Annotated in this window: 11 protein-coding genes; 7 read left to right on the plus strand and 4 right to left on the minus strand. The window is 48.1% G+C overall.

The window, feature by feature from the left end; translation table 11 throughout:
- Nucleotides 1-7: 7 nt before the first annotated feature.
- Nucleotides 8-2,350 (minus strand): glycoside hydrolase family 3 protein, encoded by a 2,343-nt coding sequence (locus GK108_RS09150; protein WP_163946217.1) that lies wholly within the window; start codon nucleotides 2,348-2,350, stop codon nucleotides 8-10.
- Nucleotides 2,351-2,741: 391 nt separating this feature from the next.
- Between GK108_RS09150 and ygiD the strand changes: the two genes are divergently transcribed.
- The 5 genes from ygiD (at nucleotide 2,742) to GK108_RS09175 (ending at nucleotide 8,491) form a co-directional block, all read left to right on the plus strand.
- On the plus strand, nucleotides 2,742-3,581 hold the full coding sequence (ygiD, locus tag GK108_RS09155) for a 4,5-DOPA-extradiol-dioxygenase (protein ID WP_246224771.1): 840 nt from the start codon (nucleotides 2,742-2,744) through the stop codon (nucleotides 3,579-3,581).
- A gap of 340 nt (nucleotides 3,582-3,921) precedes the next feature.
- Complete coding sequence (locus tag GK108_RS09160) at nucleotides 3,922-4,353, plus strand: MarR family winged helix-turn-helix transcriptional regulator (protein WP_163946224.1); 432 nt, start codon at nucleotides 3,922-3,924, stop codon at nucleotides 4,351-4,353.
- A gap of 1 nt (nucleotide 4,354) precedes the next feature.
- Complete coding sequence (locus GK108_RS09165) at nucleotides 4,355-5,686, plus strand: TolC family protein (RefSeq protein ID WP_163946227.1); 1,332 nt, start codon at nucleotides 4,355-4,357, stop codon at nucleotides 5,684-5,686.
- A 20-nt stretch (nucleotides 5,687-5,706) separates the two neighbouring features.
- The gene (locus tag GK108_RS09170; RefSeq protein WP_163946230.1) at nucleotides 5,707-6,819 is read left to right on the plus strand and encodes an HlyD family secretion protein; all 1,113 of its coding nucleotides are present in this window, start codon (nucleotides 5,707-5,709) and stop codon (nucleotides 6,817-6,819) included.
- 115 nt (nucleotides 6,820-6,934) lie between these two features.
- Nucleotides 6,935-8,491, plus strand: coding sequence for a DHA2 family efflux MFS transporter permease subunit (locus GK108_RS09175; RefSeq protein WP_163946234.1), 1,557 nt, complete (start codon nucleotides 6,935-6,937; stop codon nucleotides 8,489-8,491).
- 114 nt (nucleotides 8,492-8,605) lie between these two features.
- Here GK108_RS09175 and GK108_RS09180 read toward each other — a convergent pair whose 3' ends face one another.
- A complete protein-coding gene (locus GK108_RS09180; protein ID WP_163946237.1) occupies nucleotides 8,606-9,268 on the minus strand; it encodes a hypothetical protein in 663 nt (220 codons plus the stop codon).
- A 95-nt stretch (nucleotides 9,269-9,363) separates the two neighbouring features.
- Between GK108_RS09180 and GK108_RS09185 the strand changes: the two genes are divergently transcribed.
- Nucleotides 9,364-10,179, plus strand: a complete 816-nt coding sequence (locus GK108_RS09185) for a LytR/AlgR family response regulator transcription factor (RefSeq protein ID WP_317166500.1) — start codon at nucleotides 9,364-9,366, stop codon at nucleotides 10,177-10,179.
- Between the two features lie 118 nt (nucleotides 10,180-10,297).
- Entirely contained in the window at nucleotides 10,298-11,356 is a 1,059-nt protein-coding gene (locus GK108_RS09190) for a TolB family protein (protein ID WP_163946242.1), read from the plus strand.
- A gap of 68 nt (nucleotides 11,357-11,424) precedes the next feature.
- Here the strand turns inward: GK108_RS09190 and GK108_RS09195 are convergent, their stop codons facing one another.
- Both GK108_RS09195 and GK108_RS09200 read right to left on the minus strand, forming a co-directional pair.
- Nucleotides 11,425-12,957 carry a malate:quinone oxidoreductase gene (locus GK108_RS09195; RefSeq protein ID WP_163946245.1) on the minus strand — a complete coding sequence of 511 codons (1,533 nt, stop codon included), beginning with the start codon at nucleotides 12,955-12,957 and terminating at the stop codon, nucleotides 11,425-11,427.
- 105 nt (nucleotides 12,958-13,062) lie between these two features.
- Nucleotides 13,063-14,763 carry a DUF6909 family protein gene (locus GK108_RS09200; RefSeq protein ID WP_163946247.1) on the minus strand — a complete coding sequence of 567 codons (1,701 nt, stop codon included), beginning with the start codon at nucleotides 14,761-14,763 and terminating at the stop codon, nucleotides 13,063-13,065.
- Between the last annotated feature and the right edge of the window lie 267 nt (nucleotides 14,764-15,030).

The raw sequence follows: 15,030 nt of genomic DNA on the forward strand, positions 1-15,030 counted from the left end.
TCAAAAACTACTTCATACTTAAGGCCGCCTTTTTGTACTTGGCGGTTCGGGAATCCTGAATGATGCCTTTCCAGTTCAGACCATATCCAAAATCATACGAATTTCCTTCTGAGTCAACGTAGGGCTTCATGTCGCGCGGCACGTCCTCGGCCTGTGCTTCAACGGTTTTCATATCGGCGGGCATTTGCATGGGCAGCAGGGCCGAAGGCTCGTGAGCGCCGGTCAGAATATCCATTAAGGCCTGATCCTGAACGCCAAAATGGGCAAGAATAGCGTTTGACTGTTTTTCAAATTCGCCCACAACTGTCGGATTGGATACGAGGAGCGAAACAATTACCGGTTTTCCCTTCATGTTGGCGTAGGTGTCGGTTACCATGCCTAAATCGGTGGCGTTGATTGTCTTCGCGGTTTTGCCGTTATAAGTACGGTTGGTGAATTTTTCGAGTGGGTCTCCACCAGCAATGCTTGGATTACGAGTGCCTTGCGCCGTATAGTCGCCGTATTGAAGACTAACGGGAACGTATCCCGTACCACCCGCTTTAGCATCGGCACTGTTGTAGCCTCCCCCAGAATTTGGACTCTGGATAAAGACCAGCGCATAATCGGCCTCATCTGGATTGTCGGTTACGGTGAAGTACTTTTTCACAATGTTCAGATTAACCGGATACTCCAGTGATTCGGGTATTTCCATGCCCAGGAAATTCCGGCCAGCGGGCGTAAAGCGCTTCGGAATGTACACCTTTTTGCCTTTGGCTAATGGCAGCGCTTTCGCTTTGTTTTTCAGCATCACGACCGATTGGAGCTGGGTCTGATAGCCAGTCTGCATGAATTCGGCTTTGCCCACTGCGCTACTTGATTGCTCAGGGTCTAGATAAGGATTCTCGAACAAGCCAACCTGGAAAATATTTTTCAGCAATCGAACCGCCGATTGTTCAAATCGTGCCCGCATGGTGGCTTCTCCTTTCTCCTTAACCCCCATTTTGTACGCATCAATAACGGGACCCGCATCGTTGTTGCCGCCAAACTGATCGGCTCCGGCCATCAGTACTTTGTAGTGGCGCTCAGGAACAGTCAGTTTTTCGACACCCCACGATTTCCCGGTTAGAAACACATCGACGGCTGTTTCGTTGGCGGTAATGAGCCAGTCGGTACAGACTACGCCGTCGTATTTGTATTTACCCCGAAGCAAATCACCAATAATATACTTGCTGTAGTTGTTGCCGACGTTTTCTCCATACTTTTTATCCTGGTCAAACGAGATCGTGTAGTATGGCATAACCGCCGAGGCCATGCCTGTTTTGCCCTTAAGCTTGAAAGCGCCATTGATAAAGGGTAAAAAATGCGTCGCGAAATTGTTGCCTGGATAAACCGCGTACTTGCCATAGCCATAGTGAGCATCGCGTCCGCCTTCGCCCGAGCCGCCACCAGGCCAGTGTTTTACCATCGCATTGACGCTATGGTAACCCCAGCCCCCCGTAATTTCATCCGCTCCGGTTGATGTCTGGAAGCCATCGATATAAGCACGGGCCATGTCGGTAGCCAGTTGCGGATCTTCTCCAAACGTACCATTGGCCCGATTCCATCGCGGATCGGTGGCCAAATCGACCTGGGGCGACAGGGCAGTGGCAATACCCAAAGCGCGATATTCGGTTGCGGCAATTTGCCCGAAACGTTGTACCAGATCAGGATTGAACGTAGCGGCTAAGCCCAGTGAACTGGGCCACATGGAAATAGAGCCACCTGCTCCGGCATTGTATTCGGCGTCGGCACGCGTACCATGCCGGGGATCAGAACTGCTGTTGATTGGAATACCTAATCCCAGTCCTTCTACCAGTCCCTGTGCATTGTTGTTCCATTGGGCAGCGGCTTCCGGGCTTTGCACCGACGTAATAAGCACGTGCCTTAGATTGTCTTTGGTCAAAAACTCCCGCTGTTGATCGGAGAGGTCTGCTACGTTGGCGCCACTTTGCGTAAACACTTTGCCGCCGTATGTACCCGCAAACGGACCAGCGGGGGCTGCCGGAATAGGCTGGTGTCTGCTATAAAGCATCAGACCGGCAATTTGCTCGACCGACATCTTTGCGGCTAAGTCTTTGGCCCGTGCCGCTGCGGGGAGCCGCCAGTCTTCGTAAGGATCGAGTTTGCCGTTCTTATTGAGGTCTTTGAACGCTAGTCCATTAACTGTCAATAGTTTTACGCTGGAAGTAGGGGAGTAGCCTAGCGTCTGTCCACCTTTGTTGGCGACTTTTACCCAAGTTCCTACTTTGGTTTCAGTCCAGTTTTGGCCTGAAACAAAGCTTACTGGTCCAACAAGAAGCAGGCCAGCGCCGAGGAGTATGTACTTAATCATAGGTTAGCGTGATGCTGATTTAAGCGAATAGCTTTTAATGCGTAAAAAGTACGTAATGGAGCGTCAAAATAATCACTTTTTCTCGTCTCGTAAGTACAATTACCTTAAAAATATACGAGTAGATCTGCCTGAGCTTGTTAAAATGAATGCATACCCAGTGAGGTTTTGTTATAAAGACTGCTGTGGATAACCCACCGTCATCCATTCAAGAATCAGGTGTAGGGTACTGGTTTAGTGCTTTTATCATCACTGAACTAAAATACTAAAAAATACGTGTATATACATGTAATTGGCGCGTAGGTTGTATGTACCCGATTGTCAATCGTCAGGATGTGATCATAAAGATCAGATGAAGCGAAAAGATTTTTTAACCACCATAGTTGGTACAGCCATGTTGACAAGTTTTAAACAGTTTACAGATGAGTTGCCTGAACAGGGACCAGAAATGCCTGTTCTGTTTGTCGGACATGGCTCGCCCATGAATGGCATAGAACATAATGAATTTAGTCAGTACTGGAAAAAGTTAGCGCAGGAAATACCGGTTCCTAAAGCAGTATTGGTCGTTTCGGCCCATTGGCTAAGCCGGGGCACGCATATTACCGCCATGGATTTTCCTAAAACGATTCACGATTTTGGTGGATTTCCGCAGGCGTTGTTTGATGTGCAATATCCCGCGCCCGGAGATCCTGCTTTAGCGAAGGAAACCGCCGGATTGATCCACTCAACCGTAGTAGGGCTGGATCATGACTGGGGCCTGGATCATGGTACGTGGAGCGTTGTCCGGCAGATGTATCCCCAGGCTACTATTCCTGTGTTGCAGTTGAGCATCGACTATACGAAAGATGCTCAATATCACTACAATCTGGCTAAAGAGCTTTCGGCGTTACGCCGGAAAGGTGTGTTGATTTTGGGAAGCGGTAATATGGTGCATAACCTTCGAATGCTGGCGTTGCCCAGATCGGGTAGCTTTAATGAGGCCTATGGCCACGATTGGGCAATCCATATGAATGATACGTTCAAAAAACTAATTTCAAGCGGTACGCACGATGCGTTGATTCGCTATGATCAGCTAGGGCCAGAAGCCCGTCTGGCTATTCCAACGCCCGAGCATTACCTGCCTTTATTGTATACACTGGCTCTTCATGGAAAGCGTGACACTGTCTCGTTTTTCAACGATAAAGCGGTGGCTGGCTCGTTGACTATGACGTCAGTGAAGATTGCCAATGCCTGAAAAATCAACAAAATGAGTTTCATAACAAAGGCCGATGCCGCCAGGGAAATCCCTGGCGGCATCGGCCTTTGTTGGACTAATTATAGATGCGAGCTCTTCTTAAAATGTGATTAAAATTTACGCAATACAAAAGAAATGTTTTACTTGAAATGGGTTGCTGTATAAGTCATTTCATAAATAATTGATTGATTGTCAGTAGTTTGCGACTTTCTGTTTATGTGTGGCTTGTAAATTAATTAGTTGAATAATACAAATTTTTAAAAAGCGCATTAGTACTGTCGTTTAGACAAAACTTGTTTAAACAAATGTTGGTTATACATTTGTCGCACCAATACGGAAGATGGAAAAGAACTATAAAAATGAATATCACCGGCTGATTGCCAATATCCACCAGACCGACGGATACATCTTCAACTATTTTCAGCAGAAGCTGTCTCCGTTTGATCTGTCGGTGCAGCAATACATTGCTTTACGACGGTTATCGGAAGTTTATCCAAATAGTCTAACGGCCGGCGAGCTAAAGGAGAAAATGACTGACATTAACTCCGATATGACCCGTTTGACTGATCGTTTGGTCGCTAAAAGTCTGGTTGTGCGCGAGATCGATCCCACTAATCGCCGTAAGGTGAATTTACGGCTGACACCAGAATCGCATCAGTTTATAGAAAAAGTAGCGGTCGAGTTTAGTGATTTTGAGCTGATCATCAGACACCTCACCGATGAGGAAGTACATACACTGAATACACTCCTTGAAAAAATTAGAAATCGTTGACATGAAAAAGTATGTGATAGGAGTTGGCCTTTGGCTGGCAGGCTTAGGACTGGCAGCAGCGCAGCCCGCTCCAATGGTAATGCCACTGGATAAAGCCATTCAACTGGCTTTGCAGAACAACAAAGGCATTAAACTGGCCGATTCAAGAATACAGGCGGCCGAAGCCCGATTGCAGGAAACCAAAGATCGGAGTTTGCCCCAGGCTAACGCATCGCTGGCCTACTCGCGTTACAGCCTTACCGGCCCTTTTTCGCTGGGCGCTGGTGGCGATGGAAAAACAGCTTTGACCATTCCGGCTGGCGCTTTTAATGCTACGATTGGTGGCGTTACCATAAGCAAAGAAGTGTTCGGCGGTTTTGCCGAAAAATCGGCAGAGAAGTCAGCCGAACTGTTAGCTAAAGCCAGCCAGCTGGATGCGCAGCGCAATCGGTCGGAGCTGGTCTATACGGTAACGGATGCGTATTATAATATTGTCAAGCTGGCCCGTTCGATAGGCGTTATCGAGCAAAATATCAGGCAGTTTGATGAGAAAGAAAGAGAAGCTAATAACCTGCAGAAAGAGGGCATTGTAACGGCTAACGAAGTACTGAAAATCCAGTTACAGAAAAATAACCTGCAATTGAGTCGCCTGCAAGTGGAGAAGGCCCGCCAAACGGCTCTGTACAATTTCAATCTTCTGGTCGGCCTGCCCGATGATCAGCAGGTAGCTATCGATACGTTGCTGACCAACCCGGCCGCTACGGCAGAACCATTGGGTTCATTCCTGGCGCGGGCTGTACAGACCCGTCCCGAAGTGCAGGCCAATGCGTTACGTGTGCAATCGGCTCAGGAAATGCTACGGAACACGAAAAGTAATCTGTATCCGCATCTGGGCGTATCGGCTGGCTATAACTACATTAACCCAACGGCCAAACTTGTTCCAGAAGCCGCTTCGTTTGTTAGTGCCTGGAACGTCGGAGCCGGTTTGACTTACAACATCGGATCGTTGTATAATCTGAAAGGGAAGCTCCACAGCGCTCAAACGGCTATCGATCAGGCTAATCTGCAAGGACAACAGCAAAATGATCAGATTCGGAGCGAAGTGGTTTCGTCCTATAACAATTACCAATTGGCTCTGGAACAGCAAAATGTCATTCGGACTGCTGTTGGACAGGCACAGGAAAACTACCGCCTAACCGAATCCCGATTCCGCAATGGACTGGTGGGGTCTACCGACCTGCTGGAAGCCAACAGCTTTCTGCTTCAGGCTCAACTCAACGTCATCAATGCAACCGTAGATGCGCAACTGGCTTACCAACGCCTACTGAAAGCTACGGGTACTAATCTCAATTAATCTTGTTTCGAACAAAACTCATGGATAAGAAAACTTTATTCCGCGTAGGGGGCGTCGTTGTACTGGCCATCGCTCTCTTTTTCGGGTACAGCGAATTTCGCTACCTGCAACGTCATGAAACAACCGACGACGCGCAGATTGATGGTGATGTAAACCCGGTTATTCCTAAAGCGGGCGGTTACGTAAAAGAGATTCGTTTTAAAGACAATCAGCTGGTAAAAAAAGGCGATACGTTAATTGTACTCGATGATGCCGACTATCGGATTCGGGTCGATCAGGCGGAAGCGGCATTACAGAGTGCCATGGCTGCGGCTGGCGTGTCGCGTTCGCAGGTGAACGTAGCGTCGGCAACCGTACAGAGTTCGCAGGCAAGCGTACAAACCGCCCGGAATCAGGTAGCCACAGCGCAGGCGAACGTAGCGGCTGCTCAGGCACGCGCTCGTAAAGCCAATCAGGATTTTGAACGTTACAGCCGTTTGCTGGCCGAAAAAACGGTTCCACAACAGCAGTTCGACGTAGTACAGGCGGAGCGCGATGCGGCTCAGGCGCAGTTGCAGGCTGCTCAGGCTCAATTGCAAACGGCTCAGTCGCAGGTGAACGCGGCTGGCTCGCAAACCAGCGTAACCAGTTCGCAGCGTCGGGCAACGGAAGGTCAGATTACGGTAGCGCAGGCTGCCATCAAGCAACGCCAGGCCGATCTGGATATGGCTAAACTACAACTGTCATACACGATAGTACGGGCTCCGGCTTCGGGCGTTGTATCGAAGCGGGCGGTGCAGATTGGACAGTTAGTACAGGCGGGTCAGGCCGTTTGTTCAGTAGTAGGCCACTCCGATTTGTGGGTAACGGCAAACTTCAAAGAAACACAATTGCATCAGATGTTGCCTGGACAAACGGTTGATATCGACGTAGATGCGTTTGGTGGTGAGAAACTAACGGGTCATGTTGGCTCATTTGCGGGGGCAACCGGTGCTAAGTTTTCGCTGCTGCCACCGGACAATGCTACCGGTAACTACGTGAAAGTCGTACAGCGTATTCCGGTACGTATCGACATCGACAAAAGTAGCCCGCTCTATGCCAAATTACGCCCTGGTATGAGCGTGAACGTAGCCGTGGATCTGCAGGGTAAATAGTTTATAGTCTATGGTTTATAGTTTTTTGTTTGTAGTGGCTGACGCATACATAGTTATTGTAAATCAGCTACTATAAACCGAAAACTATAAACCATAAACTGAAAATCTGGGAAAAATGAAATTAGGATTTGATAAATGGATTATAGTCCTCACGGTTACGACGGCTGCTTTGTTGCAAACCATCGACTCGTCGATCGTAAACGTAACGCTTAACCAGATGATGGGTAATCTGGGCGCGTCGCTGGGCGATATTAGCTGGGTGGTAACGGGCTATGCCGCTGCCAGTGCGGTTATGATCACGATGTCGGGCTGGTTGACGGCCAAGCTGGGTCGGCGAAACTACTTTGCGGCTTCAATCGTCCTTTTTACGATTGCATCTATTTTCTGCGGTACGTCGACCAACGTTTGGGAACTGGTATTTTTCCGGGTTGTGCAGGGAATTGGTGGAGGAGGGTTGCTAACAACCGCTCAATCGATTCTGATTCAGACATTTCCCAAAGAGCAGATCGGTATCGCCAACGCCATATTCGGGATGGGGGTTATTATTGGCCCGTCTATTGGTCCAACCCTGGGTGGCTACATCACCGATAACCTGTCGTGGAACTGGGTGTTTTACATCAACATTCCATTCGGTATTGCGGCTACGGTGCTGACCTACATGTTCATCAAAGAGCCCGCCGAGAAAGTGCAGGCCGGTAAGATGGACTGGCTGGCGCTCATACTCCTGACCATGGGTATTGGCGGGTTGCAGATCGTGCTGGAAAAAGGTCAGGAAGAAGATTGGTTCACGTCTGAGTTTATCGTGCTTATGTCGATTGTAGCGGCTGTCGGTCTGATTGGCTTTATCTGGCGTCAATTAGCGGTAAAATTGCCGATCCTCGATTTGAGCTTGTTGAAACAACGGCGATTTGCGGTCGGTACGCTGTTCAATTTTATTCTTGGATTTGGTCTGTTTGCGTCGGTATTTATCATTCCGGTTTTCTGCCAGACTATTCTTGGCTTTACGGCTAGCCAAACCGGCCTTTTGCTGATGCCGGGATCGATTATGACCGGGTTGATGATGCCCGTGGTGGGTGGATTGCTTAGTAAAAACTATATATCCCCCGTTTGGTACGCAGCTATTGGCTTTCTGTTGTTTTTTGGTTTCTGTTTTGATCTGTCGGCGATTAGCCTGGATGCTGGGCCGGATTATTTCTTCTGGCCGCTCATCATCCGGGGTATTGGTATGGGCATGATTTTCATTCCGTTAACAACCATTACGCTGGCCGATCTGGAAAACATCGAGATCCCGCAGGGATCGGCGCTTTCAGGCATGATTCGTCAGTTAGGCGGTACGTTTGGTACGGCCATCATGACCACCTATATCTCAACACGTACTGTGTTGCACGCGTCTCGTTTATCGGACAACGTATCGATCTACAATCCGCTGTCAGCCGAACGTATTCGCCAGTACACCAATCTGTTTCTGTCGAAAGGCGATGCGTTGATAACGGCCACCGGTAAAGCCTACGGTGTCATGCAGGGTGCCGTCATGAAGCAGGCTCTGGTAATGACCTATGCCGACAGCTTCCTGATTATTGGTGGTTTCTTCCTGGCCTGCGTGCCGCTGTTGTTGCTGTTTATTGGTAAGAAAATTGAAGCACCAGCCCATACGGAAATGGTGATGGAATAAAAGAACGTGTGTTTTCTGTTTTGTTTGTTTTGTTTCGACATCGGACGGCCAATCGGCTGTCCGATGTTTTTTGTAGCCTAAAGTTTTAGGAAAACTGGACGTGGCCGTCAAGTACTACGTCAACTGTGGTATCGATCTGGCCGTTCGCTTTCTGGTCCTGGCTTTCTTCCCGATAAAATAAATAAGGGCGAGCGTACCAAGGGCCGACGGTAGAATCTGGCTATACGGTTTGTAGTCAGATAATACCGAGCCCGAAAACGCAGAAGCCAAAGCACTGTAGGCTGACATCATTTTGTAAATATGTTCATAAAGCCACCAGGTTTTGAGTCGCTTGTAAAGCCAGAAATGCTTGATTACATCATAAGCCGCTACGGCAATTAGGGCTGAAAAAGTTGAGTAGACCACAGTAGGAGACCAATGCCCTTCGCTCAGTTGCAAGGACTTTACATACAAACTACCGCCCAGTAACAAACCAAACGTTACGAGCATATCGACAGTAGTTGTTTTTTGTTCCTTGAGTCGGACGGCGCGATAGCCAGAATAACCTACATAACCCGACAGGAGCGTTAGGACCAGCAAAAAAGGGTCTGACCGAAAAAAGAGAATCCCGACGAATGCGGTCGCGACAACGACCGTCAGTAAATAGAGGAAGATGCGTCCATAGCGGACATGCTGGCGAAGGCGATTCTGATAAAATAAAGTCACGAGCCCTACTATCAGGCTGAACGTACCGAAAAGAACGTGGATAACGATGTTAGCTGTATGGAGCGTTTGCATGGGTAAGTCTGGCGATTTGGTTTGTCCAGGACGTACCCAAAATTGCAGGACTATAAAGAGCGTAGCAAGACTTGTGTGACCAGCAACTTTTGTCTGTGACGAACGCTTTTCGTCACGTAATTGATCTCCATATTGCGTCTGCGTTGTACCTTGTGATGATGAAACGTAGCTGGCTTCTGGATAACTTCCTGATCCGTAATCTGTTGGGGCTTCTGGCCTTGATCGGTGCTCATTACCTGTCCGATTTGTATACTATAGATCAACGGCCAGGCTTTTCTAAATTCTCCCCTTATCTCTACTTGATTTCGCTCTACGGCTGGCTGGTTTTTCATAATCGAATCTTAGTTGAAAGACTATTCATGCGAGGGAAACGGGCATACTATTTTGCTTGCTTTGCCCTATGTATGGCAATGGGGTCGTTCAATATGAATTTGATTCTGCATAACGACTTTGCTGTTACGCATACGTTGCCGCTCCTGGTTAATTTCTGGGTCTATACAATTGCCGGGATAGGCGTCTACATCACCTATCGACAGCTCTATAGCTCGCCGAAGGAGCCTGTTTCAACGCTACTTCCGGAACCTCTTTTATCTAAAGAATCCGGCTCTTTTAGTTGTATGGTTGATGGCACTCGCTTGGAAATTGAGTATACCGACATTCAGTACGTGGAGAGTCTGGAGAACTACGTAAAGGTTATTACGGACAAGAAAACGTATGTGACGCGACTGACGCTCAAAGAGGCCGAAGAACGGCTACCAAAGCCGCCGTTCGTTCGAATTAGCCGGTCTTATATTGTCAATGCGATACATATAAACAACAAAGAGCCGGACTCCGTCTGGATAGGGTCAAAAGAACTGCGTATCGGTAAGGTCTATAAACGATACGTAGCGGAGCAGTTTGCCAGTGAGTAAATTACAACGGATAAGGCAAATGAGTTGAAAATACTGCAGGGGATCATGTACCGAACAGGAGATATACGTTTATTTAAAAAAAAAGTTATTTTATTCGTATTACCAAACGTTACGTGATATGAAGCTGACTGTTCTATTGTCTATCGGTGTCGCTATTTGTTTAGTAGCGTGTGAGCGTAACAACAGTTTGTCGGGTTATCGCTTTGATCGGGGTACGTTTCCTGAGATAGTAACTAATCTAGGCGACGTAAATTCTGTTGAGGATGACTACAACTCAACGGTTCCGGCTTTCGGTGATGTAATGCCATTAGTGTTTTCCTCAAAGAGGGGAGGGCGTAGTGATTTTAACTTCGTTCGGGAGTCGATTAATTATAGTTTTGACCGAAGTTCGGGTAAGTTTTCGGTCGATAATAAACCATACGGCGGACTGGATATTTTGCAGGAGCAGGCGCCAATCGGTTTGGCGGTTAACGCAGCCAACTCAAGTGCCAACGAGTTAGGACCTTATATGCTGTCTTACGATCGCGATCTCATTAAGGATGGCTATAATCGACACTATGCCGAATACTTTATGCTGTTTGCCTCTGATCGTACAGGTAATCTGGATATTTATCTGACTCATAATTTCCAGCAAAACCCGACGGGTACATCGGGCAGTTCATCAACGAATAAACCGTTTGTAGAACCCATTCGTGTGCCGTTTTTGAATTCTTCAGCCGATGATGCGTATCCAACGTTCGACAAGGATTTTAGAACGATCTACTTTACATCAAACCGGGCGGGGTCATTTGATGTATACAAAGCCAGTTTGCCGGTCCTAAAGCCAACAGAACTACATACAGGCCTTTCCGTATTGACAGACGTACCGATCGAACGAGTTGCGGGATTATCGTCGGGAGCTGATGATAAATGCCCGTTTATTCTGAACGATATGCTGGTTTTTACATCGAATAGAGCGGGCGGATTTGGTGGTTACGATTTGTATTACAGCAAGTGGAACGGCGATGGCTGGTCGGAGCCTGTCAATTTTGGTCCATCAATCAATACCGCTTCGGATGAGTATCGGCCAATTTTAACGGGTACGGATTCGTATACAAATCAGCTCATGATTTTTTCATCAAATCGACCAGGTGGAAAAGGTGGGTTTGATCTATATATGGTTGGCGTAGCGAAATAAACCGCTGGAAACGACATAGTGTCACGGTTCCAGAACCGTGGCGCTATGTCGTTTCTAGAATCCGTCAGTTATAACGTTTCGTCGGGTGTAAACTCGTGTACATCCAGACCCAGTACTTCGCTGGTATGTTTACGAATTTCCTGACCTAATGCTGGATTGTTGGCCAGAATCTGTCCATAGCTGGGAATCATCTCTTTTAGTTTTTCCTGCCAGACTTCCGTAGATACTTGCTGTGGGAAACAGCGTTTGAGCAAGTCAAGCATGATCGATACGGCCGTCGATGCACCGGGCGATGCGCCCAGGAGAGCCGCAATACTGCCATCGGCTGCGCTAACCACTTCAGTACCAAATTCGAGAACGCCACCTTCGTGTTCATCCTTCTTGATCACCTGCACACGTTGTCCCGCAATTTCCAGTTCCCAATCTTCCATTCTGGCATCGGGATAATACTCACGTAGCGCAGATAACCGATCTTCCGGCGATTGCATGACCTGCTGAATCAGATACTTCGTCAGCGGAATATTGTGCAGACCAGCCATCAACATAGGAGCCATGTTGCTCAACTGGATCGATTTAGGCAGATCCATGTAGGAGCCGCTCTTTAGAAATTTGGTTGAGAAACCAGCATAGGGACCGAATAGCAACTCCCGTTTGCCGTCGATCATGCGGGTATCCAGGTGGGGAACCGACATCGGCGGAGCACCCACCGACGCTTTTCCATACACCTTCGCCTGATGTTGCTCAATAATATCGGGATTAACGCATTTAAGCCACTGACCGCTTACGGGGAAGCCACCAAAACCACGGCTTTCGGGAATGTCTGATTTTTCGAGCAGACGTAGCGAACCGCCACCCGCGCCAATGAAAATAAACTGGGTCTGTACGTCACGTACCTGGTTCGTGGTTACGTTCTCCACCCGGATTTTCCAACCGCCCAGCGATTTGGAACGCCATAGATCACGAACTTCGTGCGCAAAATGCAAACGAACGCCTGGCAGGTCATATAAACGGCGGAACATAGCCCGCGTCAATGCACCGAAATTAACGTCGGTTCCAATATCCATGCGTGTTGCGGCTACAGGTTGCTCGGGATTACGATCCTTCATCACCAGCGGCATCCAGTCGGCTAGTTGCTCGCGATCTTCGGAGTACTGCATACCGTGGAAAAGGTAATTTTTCTGCAGATTATCGTAGCGCTTACGGAGGTACTTCACATTGTCGTCGCCCCAAACAAAACTTAGATGGGGAATGGGACGAATGAAGTTCGGCGCATCGTTCAGGAAGCCTTTCTCAACCAGATACGACCAGAATTGCTTCGATTGCTCAAAAGACTCGGCAATTTTAATGGCTTTCGTTACGTCTACCGACCCATCTGCTTTTTCGGGCGTGTAGTTAAGTTCACAAAACGCTGAGTGACCCGTGCCTGCGTTATTCCAGGCATCCGAACTTTCGGCCGCTGCACTGTCGAGCCGTTCGTAGATGTCAATAGTAATATCGGGCTGTAACTCTTTCAATAATACGCCTAGTGTGGCGCTCATTATACCGGCCCCAATTAAAATAACATCGGGTCCTTTCTGTACTGGTTTATTTTGTTTCGCCATGATAATAGGCAGGTCTGTATTCTATCCAGCCGCAAAGTTCGTGTATTGCTTTTTTTGTACTGTTATTCAATAACAAATAAGTTGGCGAATCCGCTTTAATTAGTTTTATTGCAATATTTTTTCCAGGCATTTTACTGTAATCAGATACGTTGGTTTAACGCCCAGCGTGCCCAAACTGCCAGACGCTAACGTAGCGCCCGTCAGTAATGGATTGTCGGATGCATAATAAGCGTAACGAACCTTAATATTGGGCGATACGCTGCCTCTTATTTTCGATTGAGCCTGAATAGCTTTCTGATAGTGAGCACCTTCCATTTCCAGGCCAATGGCTTGCCACGACGAGTTTCGGAAGTAGCTTAATACGTCCTTATTCTGCAGAGACGTACCGAGTACGGTAATCATGGCACCCTGATACACATCGAGTCCGTGGCCTTCAAAATCTTCTTTACAGAAATCATTATCCAGTGGGTAGTTGTCGGCCGTTCCCTCAAAAATATGGGAGGTTGGAATCATCAGGTCGCCTTTGTCGCCGGTCAGGATTCCCGCTTTTCCGATAACCGAGATCGACGCTACGTTGAGTGGAAACGTCTGGTCGCCGTGTTCATAAGGTTTTAGCAACTCGTCCATTGTTTCGAATGCCTGTTCACCAAAAGCATAGTCCATAATAAGCAGCAGCGGTTGGGTTGTGCGAACATGGTCCGGGTCGTGGGTGATTTCGGGCGAAAGCAGCGACGTATCGAGTTGAGCGGTATCGATCAGTTGAACCAGAAGGCTGGTACCGGCTATATCTTCCAGAATATGCATACCATGCTCCGACGCGTAACTGATTACCTGTTTACGTAGCTCGCGCTGAGAGGGCTGGCTTAAGGTGAGGGCCAGGTCGTATAGATTTTCCCAGGTGGTTGTTTCGGCCAGCGCGGCAGGTCCATAGAGGCAGTTCATCACACTGTGTGGATTGGCGCTGATAATGTGAATGGGCCGTTCCTGAAGATTATGCTGCCAGATGTATTGTTTGATCCGGGTAGCCCAGCGTTCGCCGTACAAATGCTGCCCAATACGTTCGCGAAGCATGGGCGTGAAATTAATCTCCCTGCCTGTGTTGGCCTCCCGCGTTTCGCGGATCGATACGCTACCTAGTCCGTACACAATCTGGAACAGACCGCTATTGGTATTGCTGTTCTCGGCAAAGCGCTGGTAGGCGTGCTGGGTTTCTTCGAATGTACGACCCAGAATTGAGCTCAGATACATCAGAGCGAGTTCACGTTCATCGTCCGAAACGGTTCCGCCCGACTGCACAATTGCTTCCAGTTTCTCCCATTCGCGGGTGCGGCCACCTTTTTCCTGAAAAGCGTTGCGTCGGATTTTGTCGGCTTCCATAAACATAAACGTCAGGTGCGTGAGAATGTCATAGATTTCACTACGTCCGTTGGTTACCTCAATAATCATCTGCTCATTGTCGATGCGATAGCAATTTCGACGACGTTTGGCCGGAACAAGAACCGGAAAGTGAGAGTGTTCAAACCCTTCGCGGGAGGCCAGCGATATAATTCGACACGATTCGATGCCTTTAGGAAGCCGATCCATTACGTAGACAAGGCCATCTAGCTCTACTCGCTGTGGGTCGCCCACCAGTCCATAAATCTCGGGCTGAAGGGTAAGTAAGGCCCGGCGGATCTCTTCGCCTGAAACCCCCGATGGTTTATAAAAGCCCCGATTGAACAGGTGACGCATCGTAATGTATAACCGCTCAATGGCAACGCGCGATTCCTGCGCACGAGTAAGAGGGGGAGAAGGAAGTAGATCCATGAAAAAACGAAGATAATGCTGATTGTACGTTACAGTCTTATCGTACTTGACAGGATAAGCGACAGTTTAGTTCACCCATTTACTAATGATCACAGATGGTTTATCTGAACGATAATAGGGTTATTGTGGATGAGTTCGCTAAAAAAGTAGGTTATAGTTAAACTAAATTGCGTGTGGCGTGTCAATATGCAAAATGAGAACGACAATTTCTCGTTTTACAAAAGCAGGGCAGCGGAGGCCACAGTGGCTTGACGATTAAATAAGCTT

Origin of the sequence: Spirosoma terrae (assembly GCF_010435915.1) — a bacterium.
Taxonomy (GTDB): Bacteria; Bacteroidota; Bacteroidia; order Cytophagales; family Spirosomataceae; genus Spirosoma; species Spirosoma terrae.

Bases quoted from the DNA above. Each gene is read 5' to 3' on its own strand.
- GK108_RS09200 (WP_163946247.1), bottom strand. From the start codon at position 14,763: ATGGATCTACTTCCTTCTCCCCCTCTTACTCGTGCGCAGGAATCGCGC.
- GK108_RS09150 (WP_163946217.1), bottom strand. From the start codon at position 2,350: ATGATTAAGTACATACTCCTCGGCGCTGGCCTGCTTCTTGTTGGACCA.
- GK108_RS09175 (WP_163946234.1), top strand. From the start codon at position 6,935: ATGAAATTAGGATTTGATAAATGGATTATAGTCCTCACGGTTACGACG.
- GK108_RS09160 (WP_163946224.1), top strand. From the start codon at position 3,922: ATGGAAAAGAACTATAAAAATGAATATCACCGGCTGATTGCCAATATC.
- GK108_RS09195 (WP_163946245.1), bottom strand. From the start codon at position 12,957: ATGGCGAAACAAAATAAACCAGTACAGAAAGGACCCGATGTTATTTTA.
- GK108_RS09190 (WP_163946242.1), top strand. From the start codon at position 10,298: ATGAAGCTGACTGTTCTATTGTCTATCGGTGTCGCTATTTGTTTAGTA.
- GK108_RS09165 (WP_163946227.1), top strand. From the start codon at position 4,355: ATGAAAAAGTATGTGATAGGAGTTGGCCTTTGGCTGGCAGGCTTAGGA.
- GK108_RS09170 (WP_163946230.1), top strand. From the start codon at position 5,707: ATGGATAAGAAAACTTTATTCCGCGTAGGGGGCGTCGTTGTACTGGCC.
- ygiD (WP_246224771.1), top strand. From the start codon at position 2,742: ATGTTGACAAGTTTTAAACAGTTTACAGATGAGTTGCCTGAACAGGGA.
- GK108_RS09180 (WP_163946237.1), bottom strand. From the start codon at position 9,268: ATGCAAACGCTCCATACAGCTAACATCGTTATCCACGTTCTTTTCGGT.